General features: G+C 64.8%; 19 protein-coding genes. 8 read left to right on the top strand and 11 right to left on the bottom strand.

The features are described 5' to 3' along the window. Window positions 1-82: 82 nt before the first annotated feature. Window positions 83-3,022 carry a DEAD/DEAH box helicase gene (locus ACYVKQ_RS03640; protein WP_460575715.1) on the top strand — a complete coding sequence of 980 codons (2,940 nt, stop codon included), beginning with the start codon at window positions 83-85 and terminating at the stop codon, window positions 3,020-3,022. Here ACYVKQ_RS03640 and ACYVKQ_RS03635 read toward each other — a convergent pair. After that, a complete protein-coding gene (locus ACYVKQ_RS03635; RefSeq protein ID WP_460575713.1) occupies window positions 3,019-3,546 on the bottom strand; it encodes a hypothetical protein in 528 nt (175 codons plus the stop codon). The two genes, ACYVKQ_RS03640 and ACYVKQ_RS03635, sit on opposite strands and share 4 nt — an antisense overlap. On the opposite strand from ACYVKQ_RS03635, the gene ACYVKQ_RS03630 reads away from it, so the two are divergent. Both ACYVKQ_RS03630 and ACYVKQ_RS03625 read left to right on the top strand, forming a co-directional pair. Next, on the top strand, window positions 3,545-4,126 hold the full coding sequence (locus ACYVKQ_RS03630; protein WP_460575711.1) for a Crp/Fnr family transcriptional regulator: 582 nt from the start codon (window positions 3,545-3,547) through the stop codon (window positions 4,124-4,126). The two genes, ACYVKQ_RS03635 and ACYVKQ_RS03630, sit on opposite strands and share 2 nt — an antisense overlap. Before the next feature lie 82 nt (window positions 4,127-4,208). Further along, window positions 4,209-5,105 carry an alpha/beta fold hydrolase gene (locus ACYVKQ_RS03625; protein ID WP_460575709.1) on the top strand — a complete coding sequence of 299 codons (897 nt, stop codon included), beginning with the start codon at window positions 4,209-4,211 and terminating at the stop codon, window positions 5,103-5,105. Here the strand turns inward: ACYVKQ_RS03625 and ACYVKQ_RS03620 are convergent. Beyond that, on the bottom strand, window positions 5,102-6,172 hold the full coding sequence (locus ACYVKQ_RS03620) for an aminotransferase class I/II-fold pyridoxal phosphate-dependent enzyme (protein ID WP_460575707.1): 1,071 nt from the start codon (window positions 6,170-6,172) through the stop codon (window positions 5,102-5,104). The two genes, ACYVKQ_RS03625 and ACYVKQ_RS03620, sit on opposite strands and share 4 nt — an antisense overlap. Before the next feature lie 99 nt (window positions 6,173-6,271). Here ACYVKQ_RS03620 and ACYVKQ_RS03615 point away from each other — a divergent pair, with 99 nt between their 5' ends. Further along, entirely contained in the window at window positions 6,272-6,721 is a 450-nt protein-coding gene (locus ACYVKQ_RS03615; RefSeq protein WP_460575705.1) for an SRPBCC family protein, read from the top strand. Between the two features lie 6 nt (window positions 6,722-6,727). Here the strand turns inward: ACYVKQ_RS03615 and ACYVKQ_RS03610 are convergent, their stop codons facing one another. Both ACYVKQ_RS03610 and ACYVKQ_RS03605 read right to left on the bottom strand, forming a co-directional pair. Next, window positions 6,728-7,207, bottom strand: coding sequence for a GNAT family N-acetyltransferase (locus tag ACYVKQ_RS03610; RefSeq protein WP_460575703.1), 480 nt, complete (start codon window positions 7,205-7,207; stop codon window positions 6,728-6,730). 120 nt (window positions 7,208-7,327) lie between these two features. Next, window positions 7,328-7,657: a winged helix-turn-helix transcriptional regulator gene (locus tag ACYVKQ_RS03605; protein WP_460575701.1), complete on the bottom strand. Its 330-nt coding sequence runs from the start codon at window positions 7,655-7,657 to the stop codon at window positions 7,328-7,330. 82 nt (window positions 7,658-7,739) lie between these two features. On the opposite strand from ACYVKQ_RS03605, the gene ACYVKQ_RS03600 reads away from it, so the two are divergent. Continuing rightward, entirely contained in the window at window positions 7,740-8,933 is a 1,194-nt protein-coding gene (locus ACYVKQ_RS03600; RefSeq protein WP_460575699.1) for a class I SAM-dependent rRNA methyltransferase, read from the top strand. A 69-nt stretch (window positions 8,934-9,002) separates the two neighbouring features. On the opposite strand, the gene ACYVKQ_RS03595 is transcribed toward ACYVKQ_RS03600, so the two are convergent. After that, window positions 9,003-9,338, bottom strand: a complete 336-nt coding sequence (locus ACYVKQ_RS03595) for a zinc ribbon domain-containing protein (protein WP_460575697.1) — start codon at window positions 9,336-9,338, stop codon at window positions 9,003-9,005. A gap of 275 nt (window positions 9,339-9,613) precedes the next feature. Here ACYVKQ_RS03595 and crtD point away from each other — a divergent pair, with 275 nt between their 5' ends. The 3 genes from crtD (at window position 9,614) to ACYVKQ_RS03580 (ending at window position 12,598) form a co-directional block, all read left to right on the top strand. Next, window positions 9,614-11,128 carry a 1-hydroxycarotenoid 3,4-desaturase CrtD gene (crtD, locus tag ACYVKQ_RS03590; RefSeq protein WP_460575695.1) on the top strand — a complete coding sequence of 505 codons (1,515 nt, stop codon included), beginning with the start codon at window positions 9,614-9,616 and terminating at the stop codon, window positions 11,126-11,128. A gap of 123 nt (window positions 11,129-11,251) precedes the next feature. Next, window positions 11,252-11,947, top strand: coding sequence for a carotenoid biosynthesis protein (locus ACYVKQ_RS03585; protein WP_460575694.1), 696 nt, complete (start codon window positions 11,252-11,254; stop codon window positions 11,945-11,947). Between the two features lie 36 nt (window positions 11,948-11,983). Then, window positions 11,984-12,598, top strand: a complete 615-nt coding sequence (locus tag ACYVKQ_RS03580; protein ID WP_460575693.1) for a TetR/AcrR family transcriptional regulator — start codon at window positions 11,984-11,986, stop codon at window positions 12,596-12,598. A gap of 91 nt (window positions 12,599-12,689) precedes the next feature. Here ACYVKQ_RS03580 and ACYVKQ_RS03575 read toward each other — a convergent pair whose 3' ends face one another. From ACYVKQ_RS03575 to ACYVKQ_RS03550, 6 genes are all read right to left on the bottom strand, one after another. Then, a complete protein-coding gene (locus ACYVKQ_RS03575) occupies window positions 12,690-12,932 on the bottom strand; it encodes a DUF6952 family protein (RefSeq protein WP_460575692.1) in 243 nt (80 codons plus the stop codon). An 11-nt stretch (window positions 12,933-12,943) separates the two neighbouring features. Continuing rightward, on the bottom strand, window positions 12,944-13,261 hold the full coding sequence (locus ACYVKQ_RS03570) for a thioredoxin family protein (RefSeq protein WP_460575691.1): 318 nt from the start codon (window positions 13,259-13,261) through the stop codon (window positions 12,944-12,946). A 144-nt stretch (window positions 13,262-13,405) separates the two neighbouring features. After that, window positions 13,406-14,074 carry a phage tail protein gene (locus ACYVKQ_RS03565; protein ID WP_460575689.1) on the bottom strand — a complete coding sequence of 223 codons (669 nt, stop codon included), beginning with the start codon at window positions 14,072-14,074 and terminating at the stop codon, window positions 13,406-13,408. Between the two features lie 2 nt (window positions 14,075-14,076). Further along, window positions 14,077-14,763 carry a phage tail protein gene (locus ACYVKQ_RS03560; protein ID WP_460575687.1) on the bottom strand — a complete coding sequence of 229 codons (687 nt, stop codon included), beginning with the start codon at window positions 14,761-14,763 and terminating at the stop codon, window positions 14,077-14,079. A gap of 12 nt (window positions 14,764-14,775) precedes the next feature. After that, window positions 14,776-15,441: a phage tail protein gene (locus ACYVKQ_RS03555; RefSeq protein WP_460575685.1), complete on the bottom strand. Its 666-nt coding sequence runs from the start codon at window positions 15,439-15,441 to the stop codon at window positions 14,776-14,778. A 30-nt stretch (window positions 15,442-15,471) separates the two neighbouring features. After that, on the bottom strand, window positions 15,472-16,386 hold the full coding sequence (locus tag ACYVKQ_RS03550; RefSeq protein WP_460575683.1) for a hypothetical protein: 915 nt from the start codon (window positions 16,384-16,386) through the stop codon (window positions 15,472-15,474). Between the last annotated feature and the right edge of the window lie 112 nt (window positions 16,387-16,498).

Below are 16,498 nucleotides of genomic sequence, written 5' to 3'. Positions count from 1 at the left end.
TAGAATTTATTTTACTTTTTCGGAAACAATCGACATTTTAGCATTTGTTCCTACTTTCGACGTTGCTTTTGTTGCTGCTGCCATGAAGGTTTCTACCGCACAGCCTTTTCAAATAGTTTACTCGCTGCTCGCGCACGAGTACTTGGGCTATCTGTTTGAGTCTTACGTGGTGCAGCTGAGCCCCAAGGGCCAGCTGACGCTGCAGCACCAGAACGTGTCGGCCATGAACGCCGCGGAGTTTGCCGACGGCCTCGACGAGAAAGATTTCGAACTGATTGCGCTGACCGACCAGATCCAGCAGGACGCGGTCATCAAGGAATTCTGGCCGAAGAAAACCACGCCGGCCGACTTTTTCCTGAAGCATTACGACGCGGAGAAGGGCGACAAATCCCTGCAGGAGCGCATTAGCAACTACGTACAGGTGCGCATGGGCCAGATTCTGCAGCGCCTGCAGGGCAAGCTCGTGTTTATCATGGGCAAAGACGGCGAGCCGACCTGGAAGGAAATTCAGGTGGCGCCGGAGCCGGCCTCGGTGCTGTTTCACTTCCGCCGCAACCCCGAGAATACCCATTACTTCCCCACCATTCAGTACCGCGGGCAGAAGCTGGACTTCCAGCAGCGCGACGCGGTGATGGTGTGCTGCCAGCCCGCCTGGATGCTCCTCGACGGGGTGCTCCACAACTTCCGCAACGAGGTGGACGGTAAAAAGCTGCAGCCTTTCCTCTCGAAGAAGTTCATCATTATTCCGCGGCAGGTCGAAGACAGCTACTACCAGCGCTTTGTGGCGCCCCTGGTGGAGTCGTTCGACGTGCACGCCCGCGGCTTCGACATTCGCTCGGAGCGCTACCAGGCCAAGCCGCACCTGATCTTCTCCGACGTGCCCGCCGGCGGCAGCATCGCGTACGAGGCCGAGGAAACCGGCCGGCGCAGCGTGAGCGTGGCCGACGCCAATGCCGAGCAGATTCATTTCGACGTGGCCTTCCAGTACGGCAACCACATCGTGCGCAACCACGACAAGCGCGTGAGCGTGCAGCTGGAAAAGACCTCGGACTCCTACGTGTTCCATCGCCTGATCCGCGACCTGGAAAACGAGCAGGTATTTATCCGGGAGCTGCAGGACCGGGCGCTGGAAGTGCGCAACGGCCGCGCCGTGCTCGAAAAAGCCACTGCGTTCAAGTGGCTGCACTCGCACGCCGAGGAGCTGGCGCGCCTGGGCTTCACGGTGCAGCAGGGCTCCAACTCGGGCAAGGACTACTTTATCGGTACGGTCACCGTGAAGGTGGGCATCACCGAAAACAACGACTGGTTCGACATCAACGGGACGGTGCGCTTCGGGGAGTTTGAAATTCCTTTCGTGAAGCTGCGGCCCTACATCCTGCAGAAGCGCCACGAGTTCAAGCTGCCCAACGGACAGATTGCCATCATCCCGGAGGAGTGGTTTACGCAGTACCTGGAGCTGTTTGCCTTCTCCGACGAGCACCACCACACGCTCACGCTCAAGAAGCACCACGTAGCGCTGGTATCGGACCTGGAAAACGGCAACCTGGCCACCGTCACGATGAGCCGGAAGCTGGAGCGCCTGCGCGGCTTTGAGGTGGTGGAAGACCGGCCCCTGCCGGCGGGCTTCAAGGGGGCGCTGCGCCCGTACCAGCAGGCGGGCTACAACTGGCTGCACTTTGTGCAGGACTACCACTTCGGCGGCTGCCTGGCCGACGACATGGGCTTGGGCAAGACCGTGCAGACGCTGGCCATGCTGCTGCAGCGCAAGGAAAGCGGCGCGGCGGGCGGCGCGGCGTCGCTGCTGGTGATGCCCACCTCCCTGGTGTACAACTGGCTGAACGAAGCCCAGAAGTTTACGCCCGGCCTGCGCGTGCTGACCTACACCGGCACTTACCGCGACAAAAACGTGGAGCAGTTTGCCGACTACGACCTGATCCTGACCTCCTACGGCATCGTGCGCCTCGACGCGGAGCTGCTCAAAAGCTACAAGTTCGACTACGTCATCCTCGACGAGTCGCAGGCCATCAAGAACCCGTCGTCGACGACCTCGCAGGCCGTGCGGCACCTGCACTCGCGCCACCGCCTCATCCTGACGGGCACGCCGGTGGAGAACAGCACCATGGACCTCTGGTCGCAGATGTCGTTCATCAACCCCGGCCTGCTCGGCTCCCAGGCGTTCTTCCGCAAGGAGTTCCTCAAGCCCATCGAAAAGGAAAAGGACGAAGTGAAGACGCGCCGCCTGCACGCGCTCATCAAACCCTTTATCCTGCGCCGCCACAAGGCCCAGGTGGCCACCGAGCTGCCGGCCAAGATTGAGAACCTGAGCTATTGCCGCATGACCGAGGAGCAGCTCAGCTGCTACGAGGAAACCAAGAGCTACTACCGCAACAAGATTCTGCAGAGCATCGAGGAGCACGGCACGGCCAGCACCCAGTTTATGCTGCTGCAGGGCCTGACCAAGCTGCGCCAGATTGCCAACCACCCCAAGATGGCCGACGAAGCCTACGAGCACGAGTCGGGCAAGCTGCGCGAGGTGGTGCGCATGATCCGGGGCGTGGTGGCCGAGGGGCACAAGGTGCTGGTGTTTAGTCAGTTCGTGAAGCATCTGGAAATCGTGCGGCACGCGCTGGACGAAAAGCAAATCGAATACGCCTACCTCGACGGCAACACCCGCGACCGGGCCCGGGAAGTAGCCCGCTTCCAGGAAACCGAGGACTTGCGCGTGTTCCTGATCAGCCTGAAAGCCGGCGGCGTGGGCCTGAACCTGACCGCCGCCGACTACGTGTTCATCCTCGACCCGTGGTGGAACCCGGCCGTGGAGGCCCAGGCCGTGGACCGCGCCCACCGCATCGGACAGGAGCGCACGGTGTTCACCTACAAGTTCATCACCAAGGGCACGGTGGAGGAAAAAATCCTGGCCCTGCAGAACCGCAAGATTCAACTGGTGTCGGATCTAATTACCACCGACGAGGCCATCATCAAGAGCCTCACCAAGGAGGACATCGAGGAGCTGCTGGGCTAGCGCCCGGCCCCGGCCAAACGTTGTTGCAGCTCCTGGGCTTCGGCCAGGAGCTGTTGCTGTTTTTGAAGCCGCTCAGGCCCGGTAGCTACCACCGGCTCCTGCCAGCTATTTAGCCAGCGGATGAGATGGCCGCCACTGAAGTAGTAGCGCTGAGTACTGGTGGTAGCGCCTTGCAGCGACGGGCGCTGGTGCACATGAAAAGCGTAATGCCGCTCGCGCTCCAGCACGAAGATGAGCTTGCCACCGACAAAGTAGTACTCGGTGTGGCTCTGCCCCATTTCGCCGTAGATGGCGGCTTCCACGAGGCGCAGTTCCTGCTGCCGGAAGTAGCCGGTAGCGGTGCCGCCCTCCGTCGACCAATCCATGACATCTATGGTGCGTTTGCGCAGGGTAGGCAGGGCTTGGCGCGTACTGGTGTAGTGCTGGCGGATGCGTGTAATTTCCGCGTCGGGGGTGGTAGCTTGCGGAGAACGGGCGTCCAGCAGCGTGGCGCAAACGGCAATAACAACAGGCAGCGTAACCATGGCCTCAAATAACGAATTACTCGCCGCTTTCCTGCGCCACATTCACCCCCTGCCCGACGAGGAGCTGGCCCGGCTGCTGCCGCTGTGCCAGGAGGTGCAGTTCGGGCGACGCGAGTTTATCACCCGGGCCGGGGAAGTGGGGCGGCACCTATACTTCGTGCTGGCGGGCATTCAGCGCAGCTACCACCTGCTCGATGGCAAGGAGCACACGCTGGCCTTCACTTACCCGCCCTCGGTGACGGGCATACCCGAGACCGTGCTGACGCGGCAGCCCTCGCCCCACTTTCTGGAATGCATTACGCCCAGCCGCCTGCTGCGGGTGCCTTACGAGCCCTTCGATGAACTGCTGCTGACCTGCCCGCACCTGGAGCGGCTGCTGCGCAAGCTTACCGAGCAGGTGCTGGTGGGCGTACTACAGCGGCACACGGAACTGCTGACCTGCTCCATGCCGGAGCGGTTTCGGCGGTTTCTGCTCCGCAGCCCGCACCTGCTCAACGCCGTGCCGCACAAGCACCTGGCTTCTTACCTGGGCATGGATGCCACCAATTTCAGCAAGTTGCTGAATCAGATGGCGGTCTGAGACCGAAAATCTTGGCGCAGACCAAGAATTGCGGACGGTGGCCGGGGCAGCTTTGAGGCGTCAACCCAAACGACCAACCGCCATGCACACCGTCCCCACCCAAGTTTCCGCCGCGGCCGCCCCCAACTGGCTCGACGTGTGCGCGTACCCCTTCGCCAGCCATTACCTGACCACGCCCGCCGGGCGGCTGCATTACGTCGACGAAGGCCAGGGCGAGGCGGTGGTGTTCGTGCACGGCACCCCAACGTGGTCGTGGCTGTACCGCCGGCAAATACGGGCCCTGGCACCGCACTACCGCTGCGTGGCCGCCGACAACCTGGGCTTTGGCCTTTCTGATAAGCCCGCCGACTGGGACTACCACCCGCGCCGCCACGCCGAAAACCTGCGGCGCCTGCTCGACCACCTTGGGCTAGGGCGGATAACCTTGGTTGTGCATGATTTCGGCGGGCCCGTCGGCTTAGGCTTCGCCGCCGAGCACCCCGAGCGCGTGCAGCGGCTGGTGGTGCTCAATACCTGGCTCTGGGACGCCTCGGCCCACCCACAGGCCCGGCAGGCCGACCGGCTGCTGCACAGCTGGCTAGGCCGTTGGCTGTACCTGGGCCTGAACTTCTCCCCTCGGGTGCTGCTGCGCCAGGGCTTCGGCGACAAGCGCGTACTTACGCCAGCCCTGCATCAACACTACCTGCAGCCATTTGCCCGCCGCGCCGACCGGCACGGGCCGTTGCGGCTGGGCCAGTGGCTGCTGCGCGCTTCCGATTGGTACGAGGCGCGGCGGCAAGAGCTGCCGGTCTTGGTAGGCAAACCCGCACTGCTCGTTTGGGGCCGCCAAGACCCGTTCCTCACCGAAGCCGACCTGGGACATTGGCAGCAACTGTTGCCGCAAGCACAGATGGTGTTGCTGGACTGCGGCCATTTCATTCCCGAAGAGCGGCCGGCCGAGCTGACGCAAGCATTACTGACGTTTCTGCGCGGGGCTTAGGTGCGGGCTGCCCCGAACTCGGCGGCCAGGGCAGCCACGTGGGCCACGTCGGCGGAAGTATGCAGCGCCGACAGCACCACCCGCGTGAGGCACGCATCGGTGGGTGCCGGGTACGGAAAGCTGGAGAGCAGCACGCCGCGCTGCTGCATGAACGCGGCCAGCTCGTTGGCCGGGGTGTAGAACACCGGAAGGCCGGGGGCCGATTGAAACAGCCCCAACCCGGCGGTGGCTTCCGCGAATTGCCGGGCGTTGGCCTTGAGCTGCGCCCGCGCCCGCCGGTACAGCTCGCCGGCGTGCACGAAGGCGTGCAGGTAAGCCGGCACCACCGGCGAAGAGGCCCCGAAAAACGCGCTGCGCCGCAGCTCCTGCACGAAGCCCGCATCGGCCAGCACCACGCCGCCCGGAATGCCGCAGGCCTTGCCCAGGGAGCTGACGATGACCAACCGCACGCTGGACGGCACTTGCACCTCGGCCCGAATGCCCGCCCCGTCGGGACCGATGACGCCCAGGCCGTGCGAATCGTCGAGCAGCAGCGTGACGGGGCGGTCGGTGGGCAGCTCCTGCGTCCAGCCGAAGTCGTAGCGCTGCGCGCGTAGCGGGTCCAGGGAATTGGCCACGATGACGACCGGCGCGGGCGTTTCGTGGCGCAGGCGGCGCAGCAGGTGTTGGGCCCAGTCGGCAAAAGAGCGCGAAGAGGCCGCCGGGGCCGGAAGCTCGGTCAGCCAGGCCGCCGGATGCGTGCCGGGCGCGTACTCGAAGCGGCCGGCGCGGGCCAGGGTCTTCACCGCCATCTGCCCGGCCAGGTAGCCCGACGACACCGTCAAGGCCGCGGGCATGGCCACGTAGGCGGCCAGGTAGGCTTCGGCTTCCTCGTAGATGCGCAGGCGCAGGGAGCTGTTGCGCGACGAGCCGTAGTTGGTGCCGTAGCGGGCTATGCCCTCGGCCAGCAGGGCAGCGAAGTCGGCGTTGCGGGCCATGCCCAGGTAGCCGGTGCCGCTGCAGAACAGGTACTCGCGGCCGTCGTCGGCAAGCAGGGTGCGGCCCGGCAGGAGGTCGGCGTGCAGCATGGGCAGAGGGGCGGGCAGGATGCGAAAGCGGCCTTAACATACGCCCTTTCCGCGGCTTGTACTCAACTAAACGGCGGCCCGGTCGGTTTGCTTGCCTGTATGCACCTGATGCTCCGCACCGCCGTTGCCCAGCCGCCCGCCCGCGTCTGGGCCGGCTTTACCCGCCAGCTGTTTCTCGACCTGGCTCCCCCCCTGCCCCGGATGCGCCTGTGGCGCTTCGACGGCTGCCACCGCGGCGACGTGGTCGACATCGAGCTGCGCCTGGGGCCGGTGAGCCTCGGGCGCTGGACCTCGCTCATCACCGAGCACGGCGAGCTGCCCGGGGGCGGCCGCTACTTCGTCGACGAGGGGCAGCTGCTGCCCGGGCCGCTGCGCTTCTGGCGGCACCGCCACCTGCTGGAAGCCGGGCCCGCGGGCGGCTGCGTCATCGTGGAAGACCTGGAATACCGCACGCCCTTTCGGCTACTCGACTGGCTGGCCTACCCCGTGGTGTGGGCGCAGTTTGCCTGGCGGCGGCCCATTTACCGGCGCTACTTCGGCCGGCCCTGAACGCGGCTAGCGTAGCGGCAGCACCATGCGAATGTCGGCCCGCTGGTACTCCGAAGGGTTTAGCGGCGCCTCCACGAAGCCCAGCTTGCGGTACAGCGCGAGGGCCGGGGCCAGCCGGCGGTTCGAGAGCAGCTCGATTTCGCGGGCCCCGATCTGGCGGGCATGATCGATAGCGGCCTGACCCAGCCGCCAGCCGATGCCCAGGCCCTGCGCGCGGGGCGTCACGGCCATCTTGGCCAGCTCGTATACGCCGTCGTGCTCCCGTATCAGGGCGCAGGTGCCCACCAACTGCCCCGCGTGGCGAGCCATGAAGATGTACCCGCCCTGATCCAGAATGTAGCCCTGCGGATCGTCGAGCATGCGCCGGTCCAGGTCCTCCAGGGTGAAGTAATGGGTTATCCACTCGTGGTTCAGGTCGCGGAACGCCGCCTGGTGCTCGGGCTGGTAAGGCAGGATTTCGACGGCGGAAGCAGTGGGGGTACTCATCAGAAAAAGAATAGTTCAGACCGCGAAGGACGTCGGCAAACTGGCCCCGGGCAAGAGCGCACAGCCGCGGCGGGCTACTTACACTCGGGGAAGTTTTGGGCGCGCAGCGCGGGCAGGCGGTTAATTCGAACTCACGGCCGCCCGAATTTCCGGCCGCAGGTGGCCGCGGCCCCAGTGCCACATTTGCTTGAGCACTGGGCAAAACGTGTACCCGTGCGGGGTAAGGCTGTACTCGACCCGCGGCGGTACCTCCGGAAATACCCGCCGCTGCACCAGCCCGGCCGCTTCCAGTTCGCGCAGCTGCTTGGTCAGGATTCGCTCGCTGACCGCCGCGCCGAGGTGGCGGCGCACGTCGCTGAAGCGGCGCGGCTGCGGGTTCAGGAAAATAAGGATGTCGGCTTTGTGCTTGCCCTTGATCAACTGAACCAAGGCGTCGATGGGATTGTCCATGCTGCGAGTGTACGCAACTCCGCCGACGCAAGCCCGCGCCGGGGTGCGTACCTTTGTCGTTCGTACCCATTTGCCCGTTGCCATGTCCGCTGCTGCCATCTTCCTCAAACCCGGTAAAGACCAATCCCTGCGCCGCCTGCACCCCTGGGTGTTTTCGGGCGCCATTGCGCGCATGCAGGGCGAGGTGGTGGAAGGCCGGGTGGTGGCGGTGCACGCCCACAACGGCGAGCTGCTGGGCGCGGGCCATTACGCCCCCGGCTCCATTGCCGTGCGCATGCTGGCCTTCGGCGAAGCGGTCGCCGCGCCGATCGACGAAGCCTTCTGGGTGGAAAAGCTGCGCAACGCCTACCAGCTGCGCCATAGCCTGGGCCTGACCGGCCAGGGCCAGACCAACGTGTACCGCCTCGTGCACGCCGAGGGCGACGGCGTGCCCGGCCTCATCATCGACGTGTACGGCGACGTGGCCGTGGTGCAGGCCCACAGCGCGGGCATGTACCAGGCCCGCGAAGCCATTGCCGCCGCGCTGCAGCAGGCGGTACCCAGCCTGCGCGCCATCTACGACAAGAGCAGCGAAACCGTGCCCCAGAAGGCCGCGCCCGGCGCCCAGAACGACTACCTGCTGGGCCAGAGCAGCGGCCAGGAGCACGTGGTGGAGGAAAACGGCCACCGCTTCGCCGTCGATTGGGAAACGGGTCAGAAAACCGGCTTTTTCATCGACCAGCGCGACAACCGCGCCCTGCTCGCGCGCTATGCCCCCGGCCGCCGCGTGCTGAACACCTTCTGCTACACCGGCGGCTTCTCGGTGTACGCCCTGCAGGCCGGCGCCGAGCTGGTGCACTCCGTCGACTCCAGCAAGAAGGCCATCGAGCTGACCAACCGCAACGCCGAGCTGACGGGCCTGCAAGACAAGCACGAGGCCTATGCCCAGGACGTGTTCACGTTCCTCAAGGACCGCCACAACCAGTACGACCTCATCGTGCTCGACCCGCCGGCCTTTGCCAAGCACCTTTCGGCCCGCCACAACGCGCTGATGGGCTACAAGCGCCTGAACGTGGCCGGCATCAAGCGGATTGCCCCCGGTGGGCTGCTGTTCACCTTCAGCTGTTCGCAGGTGGTGAGCATGGAGCTGTTTGAGGGTGCCATCATGGCCGCCGCCATCGAGGCCGGCCGCCCGGCCCGCATCCTGCACCGCCTCACCCAGCCCGCCGACCACCCGGTGAGCCTGTTCCACCCCGAAGGCGAGTACCTGAAGGGCCTGGTGCTGGCCGTGGACTAAGGCGCCAACGCGCTGCTACCGGCCCCAGCGGCGGAAAGCCATGGTGCGTTCGGGGCTAATTCAAACTTATCAGGACTTGAATAGGGCGGTCAGGCCCAAGACGAGCACCAGTGCGCCGATGATAAAAAGGCCGGTAAAGTGCTTGAGTGGCAAACCCACGGTGGCTTTGGCTGCCTCGAACGGGGCCCGGTAATCGGCCGGCATTTCGGCAGGCTCCAGCGCCTGTTTGCAAAACGAGCAGACCGACATGCCTTTGCGCGTGAAGGGAAAGGTGGGTATCCAGTAGATGTGGAAATACCGCGAGTACACGGCTGCGGCCAGCGCGTTGTGGCCGCAGTTGACGCAAGTCACGCCGGGCATAGGGCGGGTGCCGGCTAGGCTGGCTTTGGTGCCGAAGAAGATCATAGCAGAGGGGCGCAGGGAGGAGCTGCGGCCAAGCTACGGCCGCCGGGGGCAACTAGTTGGCTGGAACCGCCCGCCCCACCCTGCTTCGGATAGCCGGGTAGCTGCCTTATTGGGCCACGACCGGGGCATGATGCTCGGCAGCACCTACGCCGTCTACGTCGATCCGGCCCGGCCAACCCGCCGACGCTACGAGCGTATGGCAGGCGGAGGGCCGTAAGGCCGTGAACTGTCGCCTGCGTTTGCGGTTTACTTACCTCTCCCTCAGCCGCCCCCACATGTCCGTTTTGCCCGCCGGCCGCAAGCTGCGCCAAGCCTCTTCCCTGAAACAACCCGTCGCCGTGGTAGGCGCCGGCATCGGCGGCATTGCCACGGCCGTGCGCCTGGCCGCCCAGGGCCACGCCGTAACGGTGTTCGAGGGCCGCGACTCCTTCGGCGGGAAGATGCACCAGTTCGACTTGCCCGGCGGCTACCGTTTCGACGCGGGCCCCTCGCTGTTTACGCTGCCCGGCCTCGTCGACGAGCTGTTCCGCGCGGCCCAGCGCGACCCGCAGAACTACTTTCGCTACGAGCGGCTGGACCCCATCACGCAGTACTTTTTCGCCGACGGCACCCGCCTCACCGCCTGGGCCGACGAGCAGCGGTTTGCGGCCGAAGTAGAGCAGCAGTTGGGCGTGCCCGCCGCCGACGTGCGCCGCTTCCTGCACACTTCCCGGCGCGCCTACGAGGCCACCGCGCCCACCTTCCTGCACAAATCCCTGCACCGCCCGCAGAGCTACCTAAGCCGCGACACGCTGCGGGCCGTGGCCGAAATGCCGCGCCTGGGCCTGCTCAGCACCATGCATGCTCGGCACGCGCGCGCTTTTCCGCGGGATGCCCGCGCCCAGCAGCTTTTCGACCGCTTCGCCACCTACAACGGCTCCGACCCCTACCAGGCCCCGGCCACCCTCTCGCTGATTCCGCACCTGGAGCACGGCCTGGGCGCCTACTACCCCGAAGGCGGCATCTACAGCATTGCCCGCAGCCTGGTGCGGCTGGCCGAAGAGCTGGGCGTGACGTTCCGCTACCAAGAGCCGGTGGAGGAAATCCTGACCGCCGGCGGCCGCGTGACCGGCGTGCGTACCCCGCACGACGTGTACGACTTCGGCGTGGTGGTCAGCAACATGGACGTGGTGCCCACCTACCGCCGCCTGCTGCCCCACGAGCCCGCTCCGGAGCGCACCCTGGCCCAGCCGCGTTCCTCTTCCGCCCTGATTTTCTACTGGGGTATCGGGCGCGAATTTCCCGAGCTGGGCCTGCACAACATCTTCTTCTCCCAGGATTACCGGCGCGAGTTCGAGGCCATTTTCCGCGACAAAGCCTTGGCCGACGATGTAACGGTGTACGTGAACATCACCTCCAAGAAAACCCCGGACGACGCCCCGGCGGGCCACGAAAACTGGTTTGTGATGGTGAACGTGCCCCACGACGAAGGCCAGGATTGGGAGGCGCTGCAGCACCACGCCCGCGCCGCCGTGCTGCGCCGCCTGAACCAAGCCCTGGGCGTCGACGTTGCCCCTTTGATCCGGGCCGAGCGCACCTGGACGCCGCCGGGCATTGCCGCCGATACTTCCTCGTATGGCGGCGCGCTCTACGGCAGCTCGTCCAACACCATGCTGGCGGCTTTCCTGCGGCACCCGAATTTTTCCCGCCGGCTCGAAGGCCTGTACTTTTGCGGCGGCTCGGTGCATCCCGGCGGCGGCATTCCGCTCTGCCTGTTGTCCGCCCAAATCGTCGCTGACTTAATCAATTAAAAAATGAAGGATTAACGATTAAGAATCGTTCGTTCCAGTTCCGACTGCCCAGGTTCTGCTAGTGGCTGGGGAATGTGCCCGACCCATTTTTAATTTTTAATTCTCAATTTTTAATTCCCTCCTATGCCTCAATCCGATCAACTGACCGCGCCCATAGCGCCCCCGGCGGCTTCGTCGCCCTCGCCGCGCCGCCTGCGGCTGGCGCAGTTCGTGCTGCTGCTGTTTTACACCACGGGGTTTGTGGGCCTGGGCTTTTCGCAGGATCCAAGCTTCTACCTGCAATTCATGCCGCTCACGCTGCTGCTCACCGCGGCGCTGCTGCTGGGCTTCGACCGCCACAGCCCCGCGCCCATGTTCGGCTGGTTTGCCCTTACAGTGATGCTGGTGGGCTACGGCGTGGAAGTGATGGGCGTGCAGACCGGGGTCATCTTCGGCAGCTACACCTACGGCACCACCATGGGGCCGCGGCTGCTCGAGGTGCCCATTATCATCGGGCTGAACTGGCTGATCTTGACGTACATCGCGGGCGGACTGGCGCAGCGCCTGCCGTTGCCGGGCTTTGGGCGGGCGCTCATCGCGGCCGGCCTGATGGTGGGCATGGACCTCTGCATCGAGCCTGTGGCGGTGCACTTTGGCTGGTGGCGCTGGTTTGCCGACGTGATACCGATGCAAAATTTCAAAGCGTGGTTTGCGCTGTCGCTGATTCTGCAGGTGTACCTGAACCGCAGCCAGGTAGCGCCCGGGCGCAATCCCCTGGTGCCCTTCGTGTACATGCTGCAGCTGCTCTTCTTTTTTGGATTAGGCTGGGTAATCGGCTAATTTTCGGGCTGCCGCTACATCTTCCCCAGCCCGCTTATGAACCGAACCTTACGCGATACGTTGCTCGATGAAGCCCGAGAGCTGTTCATGCGCGAGGGCATTGAAAGCCAGTCGCTGGAGCAGATCATTGCCGCGCTGAACATTTCGCTTGCCACCTTCCGTGAAATGTTCGACGGCAAGCACGACTTGGTGCTGGAAACCACCCTGCACGACATCGAGCGGCAAAAGCGGGAACACGCCGAGCTGTTTGCCCAAGTGCCGAACCCCGTTGGCCGCTTGCTCGGGCTGCTGGAAATGGGCATCCGCGACTTGCAGCAGGTGAAGGCGCCCACGTACTTCGCCGATCTGATCCAGCACTATCCCGAGGTCTGGGAAGTCGGCCAGCAGCACTTGGCCTCGTACTCCTATCCCCAAATCCAGGGCTTGCTGAACGAAGGCGTCCGCCAGAGGCTGATGCGGGGCGACATCAACATTGGCTTGGTCAGCAAAATCATCATCGAGCAGCTGAACATGATGCTCAACGAGCAGATATTTCCGCCCAGCCGCTACAACATCGCCGAGGTTTTCCGCAGCGTGTACCTGTACTACATCCGCGGCCTCTGCACGGAAGAGGGTATTCAGGCCGCCGCCACCCACTTCGCGCGGATGTAAACTCAAATGGCCGAATGGTTAAATGGCTGGTCGTTCTGACGTGTGCAGTTCAGAACGACCAGCCATTTAACCATTCGGCCATTTAGGTCATTTAGCTGATCGAGACGCGGACCTTTTTGGTGTACTCTCGCAGAGCCGTGGTAAACTCCACGTTGTGGTCCTTCATGTGGTTCAGGATCCAAAGGGCGGCAAACACGTGGGTTAGTTGCTCGCCCTCGTCGGCGCCTTCCACCTCGAAGGACGGACGACGCTCGTCGAGCAGGGCCTCCTCGGCTTCGAGCAGGTCCTGCATGCTCTGGTTTTCCACCAGGCGCTTGATGGCCGGAATTTTCATGGCGTAGCGGATTAGCGGATTTTGTCGATCAGCGAAGCCACCGCCTCTTCCTTGCTGGCCGCGACGGTGTCCACGAGCTGGCCGTTCTTGAAGACGGCGAAGAAGGGCAGGTTCGTCACGTTGGCGGCTTTGCGGGCCTCGGGGCTGTTTTCGGCGTTGACGTCGAGGAAGGCCACGTCGGCGTTGCCTTCGGCCTCGGAAAGGCGCTTGAACTTGGGCGTGAAGAGGCGGCAGTTGCCGCACCAGTCGGCGTAGTACTTCACCACCACCTTGTCGTGCTGCTGGAGGAGTTGTTGAAAATCGGTGTCAGTCGCTTTCGTGACGGCCATTATCGGGAAAGTAAAGTGGAGAGCGGAATGAGCAGATAGGAATCATTCTTATCTGGGCGCAAACCTAAAGCGTTTTGGGCAGAAAAAAGTTTGGCCGCCGGAAAACCAGCGGCCAATACCATACGCAGCAGGTGGGGCCTGAAGTTAGGGGCGCGGCGGAAATACACCCTGCAGGGCAATGTAGAAGGCCAGGGCCTGGTAAGGCTGCAGGTTGTTGTGGGGCAGCGCCTCGCCCGTGGAACCGGTGGCAGTGAAGCCGGCGCTGCTGGTGGCGTACTGCGGCAGGCCGGAGGCATTGCTGGCCAGAAAGGCCCCGGCGGGCGAGCCAGTGGTGCCCGGGCCCGTGCTGTACGTCAGCTCCAGGGAATGCGTGTGGGCCGGTATTTCCGAGGCCAGCAGTGGCACTGCCGCCACGCCGCCGGTTTCGCCCAGCAGGCGGTTTGTCAGGCCTGCCCCCTGCCCGGCCCCGATGGGCACGCAGCCGTTCAGGTTGGGCAGGGCAAAGTTCGTGCGGCCGTCGCCGCCGTAGTTGGTGCCCAGGAGGGCAAACAGGGCCGTGTTCTGGGTAATCGGTATCAGCTGCCCGTCGCAGCGGGCGTAGCCTCTGGGCGCGAAGTTGAAGGCGGCCAGAATGATTTCGCCCACGTAGGGGTCGTTGCTGGTGAGGGGGGCGGCCGCGGCCGGGGTGCCGCGCCCCAACACCGCCTGTAGCGGCCCAGCCAGGAAGCTGCCTGCCAGCAGGCCCGACAGGCGTTTGAGCAGACTCCGGCGCGTGGGCTGGGGCACGCCGGGTGAAGTGGGTGAGGAGGGCACGGCTAGTTCGGAGAGGGAAAGATGCCTCGCAGGGCAATAACGAAGTTGATGCACTGGTAGGGCTGCATGTTGTTGTGCGGCTGGCTGCCCCCCACACTGGTCGAGACGTTGACGGCATTGCCGTTGGCGCCGGTAGTGGCCATGCCGGCGTTGGGGCTGAAGCCGTACTGCGGGGCACCCCCGCCGCTGTCGGCCAGGTACCGGTGGGTTACGGCCGGGGTAGTCGTACCCGAAACCGACAGGCTGCCGACGTCGGTGCTGCTTTTGAAGCCGTGCAGGTGCGGCACCAGCTCGTTTATGGTGAGCGTGTGGCTCTCCGCGCCGCCGCGCTGGCCCAGGATGTAGTTGCTGTTGTCGTAGGAAACCGGGATGCGTCCGCGCAGGTCGGGCAATGCGAAATTGGTCTGCCCATTGCCGCCGTACATGGTGCCCAGCAGCGCGAACAAAGCCTGGTTCTGATTGATGGGCAGCAGCTGCCCGTTGCAGAAAGCCCAGCCGCTGGGCGCGAAGCCCCAGGAAATCATCATGATTTCCCCCAAAAACACGGTGGTGTTGTTGGTCGACAGCGGCGCGGCCTGGGCCGGGCTGCTTTTGCCGAGCAGTAGCCCGCCGGTCAGCAGGCCGCCCAGGCTTTTTAGCCAGCCGCGGCGCGACGCCGCCGGGCCGGACAGGTCAGAGGTGGAATGCATACGCGCGGAAGGCTATTGGGACGGAAAGACCCCAAACAAGGAAATGATGTAGTTGACCACCACGTAAGGCTGCATGTTGGTGTGCGGCTGTGAGCCGCCCACCGGGGCCAGCGCCTGCGCCGGCTGCTTCACCAGGCTGTCGGTGTCCGGGGTGTACTGGGCCGAGCCGTTGCCGCCGTCGGCGGGGATGGCGCCGACCGGGGAGTTCGTCGTGCCCGGCAGGGTGCTGACCGCCGGCACGTGCGTGTGCGCCGGAATCTGCTGCAGGGACAGCGTCACGTCCTCCGTGCCGGCCCGTTCGCCCAGCGGGTACGAACGGCTAAGGCCGGGGCCTTGGCTGTTGCCGCTATGCAACGGCGCCCGGCCGCGCAGGTCGGGCACGGCGAAAGTCTGCTGCCCGTCGCCGCCGTAGGTGATGCCAATGAGCTGAAAAAGGGCGTCATACTCGCTGATTTGGAGCAGGCTGCCGTCGCAGAAAGCCCAGCCGGCCGGGGCGAAGGTGCCCGCGAAAATGGCTATTTCGCCGATGTAAGGCGTGCCGCCGCCGCCGGCGCCGAAGGCCATACGCCGGGGCGCAAAGGCCGGGGCCGGCCCGGTAGTCGCGGCCGGGCGCAGCCAGCCCTGCAGCCGCTGTAGCCACGAGCGGCGCGTCGTCGGAAAAGATGAAGCGTGTGCCATAAGAAAGCGGGGTCCGAACGGTCAGGCGCGCTACGATTCGCGGCGCCAGGCCCCGACCGTATAAATAAAGCGGACCGCATAGCCGGGCAGGATGTTGCCCGTACCGCTGGCCGACGTCACCGGCAGGTACTGCGCGTCGTTGTTGACCACCACCAGGCGCTGGCCTTCGGTGCCCGTAGTCAGCGTCACGGTGCCGTTGGTGGCGGTGCTGCCGTTGTTGATGTACACCACGGTGGTGGCACCCGGCGCCAAGGTGGCGTTGGTCGTGGGAGCCGCGATTTCGGCCTTGCTTTCCTGATTAAACGTGCCCAGCGAAGCCCAGGCGTTGGACAGGCGCTGGTACAGGCCGGGCGTGCCATCGGTCTGGTAGACGACCAGGCCCTCGGCCGGGCTGGCAATGCCGGTGCGCTGGGCCTGGGTCATGCGCGGAAACAGTAGGCCCTTGCTGGTACTGCTGATTTCCAGTGCGGCGGTGCTGGCGGCGGCGCTCGTGCCCACGCTCAAGGCGCCGGTCACGCTGCTGTTGCCGGTCACCGTCACGTGGCCCGCGTCGGTGACGCTGATGCCGCCGGTGCCGTTGTTGGAGAGGGTATGCCCCGCCAGCTTAAGCCCGGCCGTGGCCGTGTGGTCGCCCAGGTTGTCGCCGGCCGATGCTTTGTCGGGCAGCCACAGCCAGTTGGCCGTGGCGGTGGCGCTGGCGTTGTAGTAAAAGCCCGGTTGCGCCCCGTCGGTTTGGTACACCAGCAGGCCCAAGGCTGGGCTGCTGATGGCCATGCGCTGGGCGCTGGTCAGGCGCGGCACGAGCATGCCCTTGGTAGTGGAAGCCACTTCCAGCACGGCTGTGGGGGCCGGCGCTGCGTTGCCGATGCCGATGCCTACTCCCTGAGCCATAACGCCGGTGACGGGCAGCAGGGCGCTGACCAAGAGTGAGTAACGTTTTTTCATAGCAGGTGGTAAAAGCAATGCAATATAGTATATTATATATGCTGTTGCAGTCTGTCAGGAGCGACCGTACAAGCCGTATGGGCACAACCGGCCCCCGTCCGGGCCGTAAAGC

Source organism: Hymenobacter coalescens, assembly GCF_054783195.1.
This window is presented reverse-complemented; position numbering and strand designations above follow the sequence as displayed.

Excerpts from the sequence above, each read along its gene's own strand:
- ACYVKQ_RS03640 (WP_460575715.1), top strand. The coding sequence starts at position 83 with ATGAAGGTTTCTACCGCACAGCCTTTTCAAATAGTTTACTCGCTGCTC.
- ACYVKQ_RS03630 (WP_460575711.1), top strand. The coding sequence starts at position 3,545 with ATGGCCTCAAATAACGAATTACTCGCCGCTTTCCTGCGCCACATTCAC.
- ACYVKQ_RS03635 (WP_460575713.1), bottom strand. The coding sequence starts at position 3,546 with ATGGTTACGCTGCCTGTTGTTATTGCCGTTTGCGCCACGCTGCTGGAC.
- ACYVKQ_RS03625 (WP_460575709.1), top strand. The coding sequence starts at position 4,209 with ATGCACACCGTCCCCACCCAAGTTTCCGCCGCGGCCGCCCCCAACTGG.
- ACYVKQ_RS03620 (WP_460575707.1), bottom strand. The coding sequence starts at position 6,172 with ATGCTGCACGCCGACCTCCTGCCGGGCCGCACCCTGCTTGCCGACGAC.
- ACYVKQ_RS03615 (WP_460575705.1), top strand. The coding sequence starts at position 6,272 with ATGCACCTGATGCTCCGCACCGCCGTTGCCCAGCCGCCCGCCCGCGTC.
- ACYVKQ_RS03610 (WP_460575703.1), bottom strand. The coding sequence starts at position 7,207 with ATGAGTACCCCCACTGCTTCCGCCGTCGAAATCCTGCCTTACCAGCCC.
- ACYVKQ_RS03605 (WP_460575701.1), bottom strand. The coding sequence starts at position 7,657 with ATGGACAATCCCATCGACGCCTTGGTTCAGTTGATCAAGGGCAAGCAC.
- ACYVKQ_RS03600 (WP_460575699.1), top strand. The coding sequence starts at position 7,740 with ATGTCCGCTGCTGCCATCTTCCTCAAACCCGGTAAAGACCAATCCCTG.
- ACYVKQ_RS03595 (WP_460575697.1), bottom strand. The coding sequence starts at position 9,338 with ATGATCTTCTTCGGCACCAAAGCCAGCCTAGCCGGCACCCGCCCTATG.
- crtD (WP_460575695.1), top strand. The coding sequence starts at position 9,614 with ATGTCCGTTTTGCCCGCCGGCCGCAAGCTGCGCCAAGCCTCTTCCCTG.
- ACYVKQ_RS03585 (WP_460575694.1), top strand. The coding sequence starts at position 11,252 with ATGCCTCAATCCGATCAACTGACCGCGCCCATAGCGCCCCCGGCGGCT.
- ACYVKQ_RS03580 (WP_460575693.1), top strand. The coding sequence starts at position 11,984 with ATGAACCGAACCTTACGCGATACGTTGCTCGATGAAGCCCGAGAGCTG.
- ACYVKQ_RS03575 (WP_460575692.1), bottom strand. The coding sequence starts at position 12,932 with ATGAAAATTCCGGCCATCAAGCGCCTGGTGGAAAACCAGAGCATGCAG.
- ACYVKQ_RS03570 (WP_460575691.1), bottom strand. The coding sequence starts at position 13,261 with ATGGCCGTCACGAAAGCGACTGACACCGATTTTCAACAACTCCTCCAG.
- ACYVKQ_RS03560 (WP_460575687.1), bottom strand. The coding sequence starts at position 14,763 with ATGCATTCCACCTCTGACCTGTCCGGCCCGGCGGCGTCGCGCCGCGGC.
- ACYVKQ_RS03555 (WP_460575685.1), bottom strand. The coding sequence starts at position 15,441 with ATGGCACACGCTTCATCTTTTCCGACGACGCGCCGCTCGTGGCTACAG.
- ACYVKQ_RS03550 (WP_460575683.1), bottom strand. The coding sequence starts at position 16,386 with ATGAAAAAACGTTACTCACTCTTGGTCAGCGCCCTGCTGCCCGTCACC.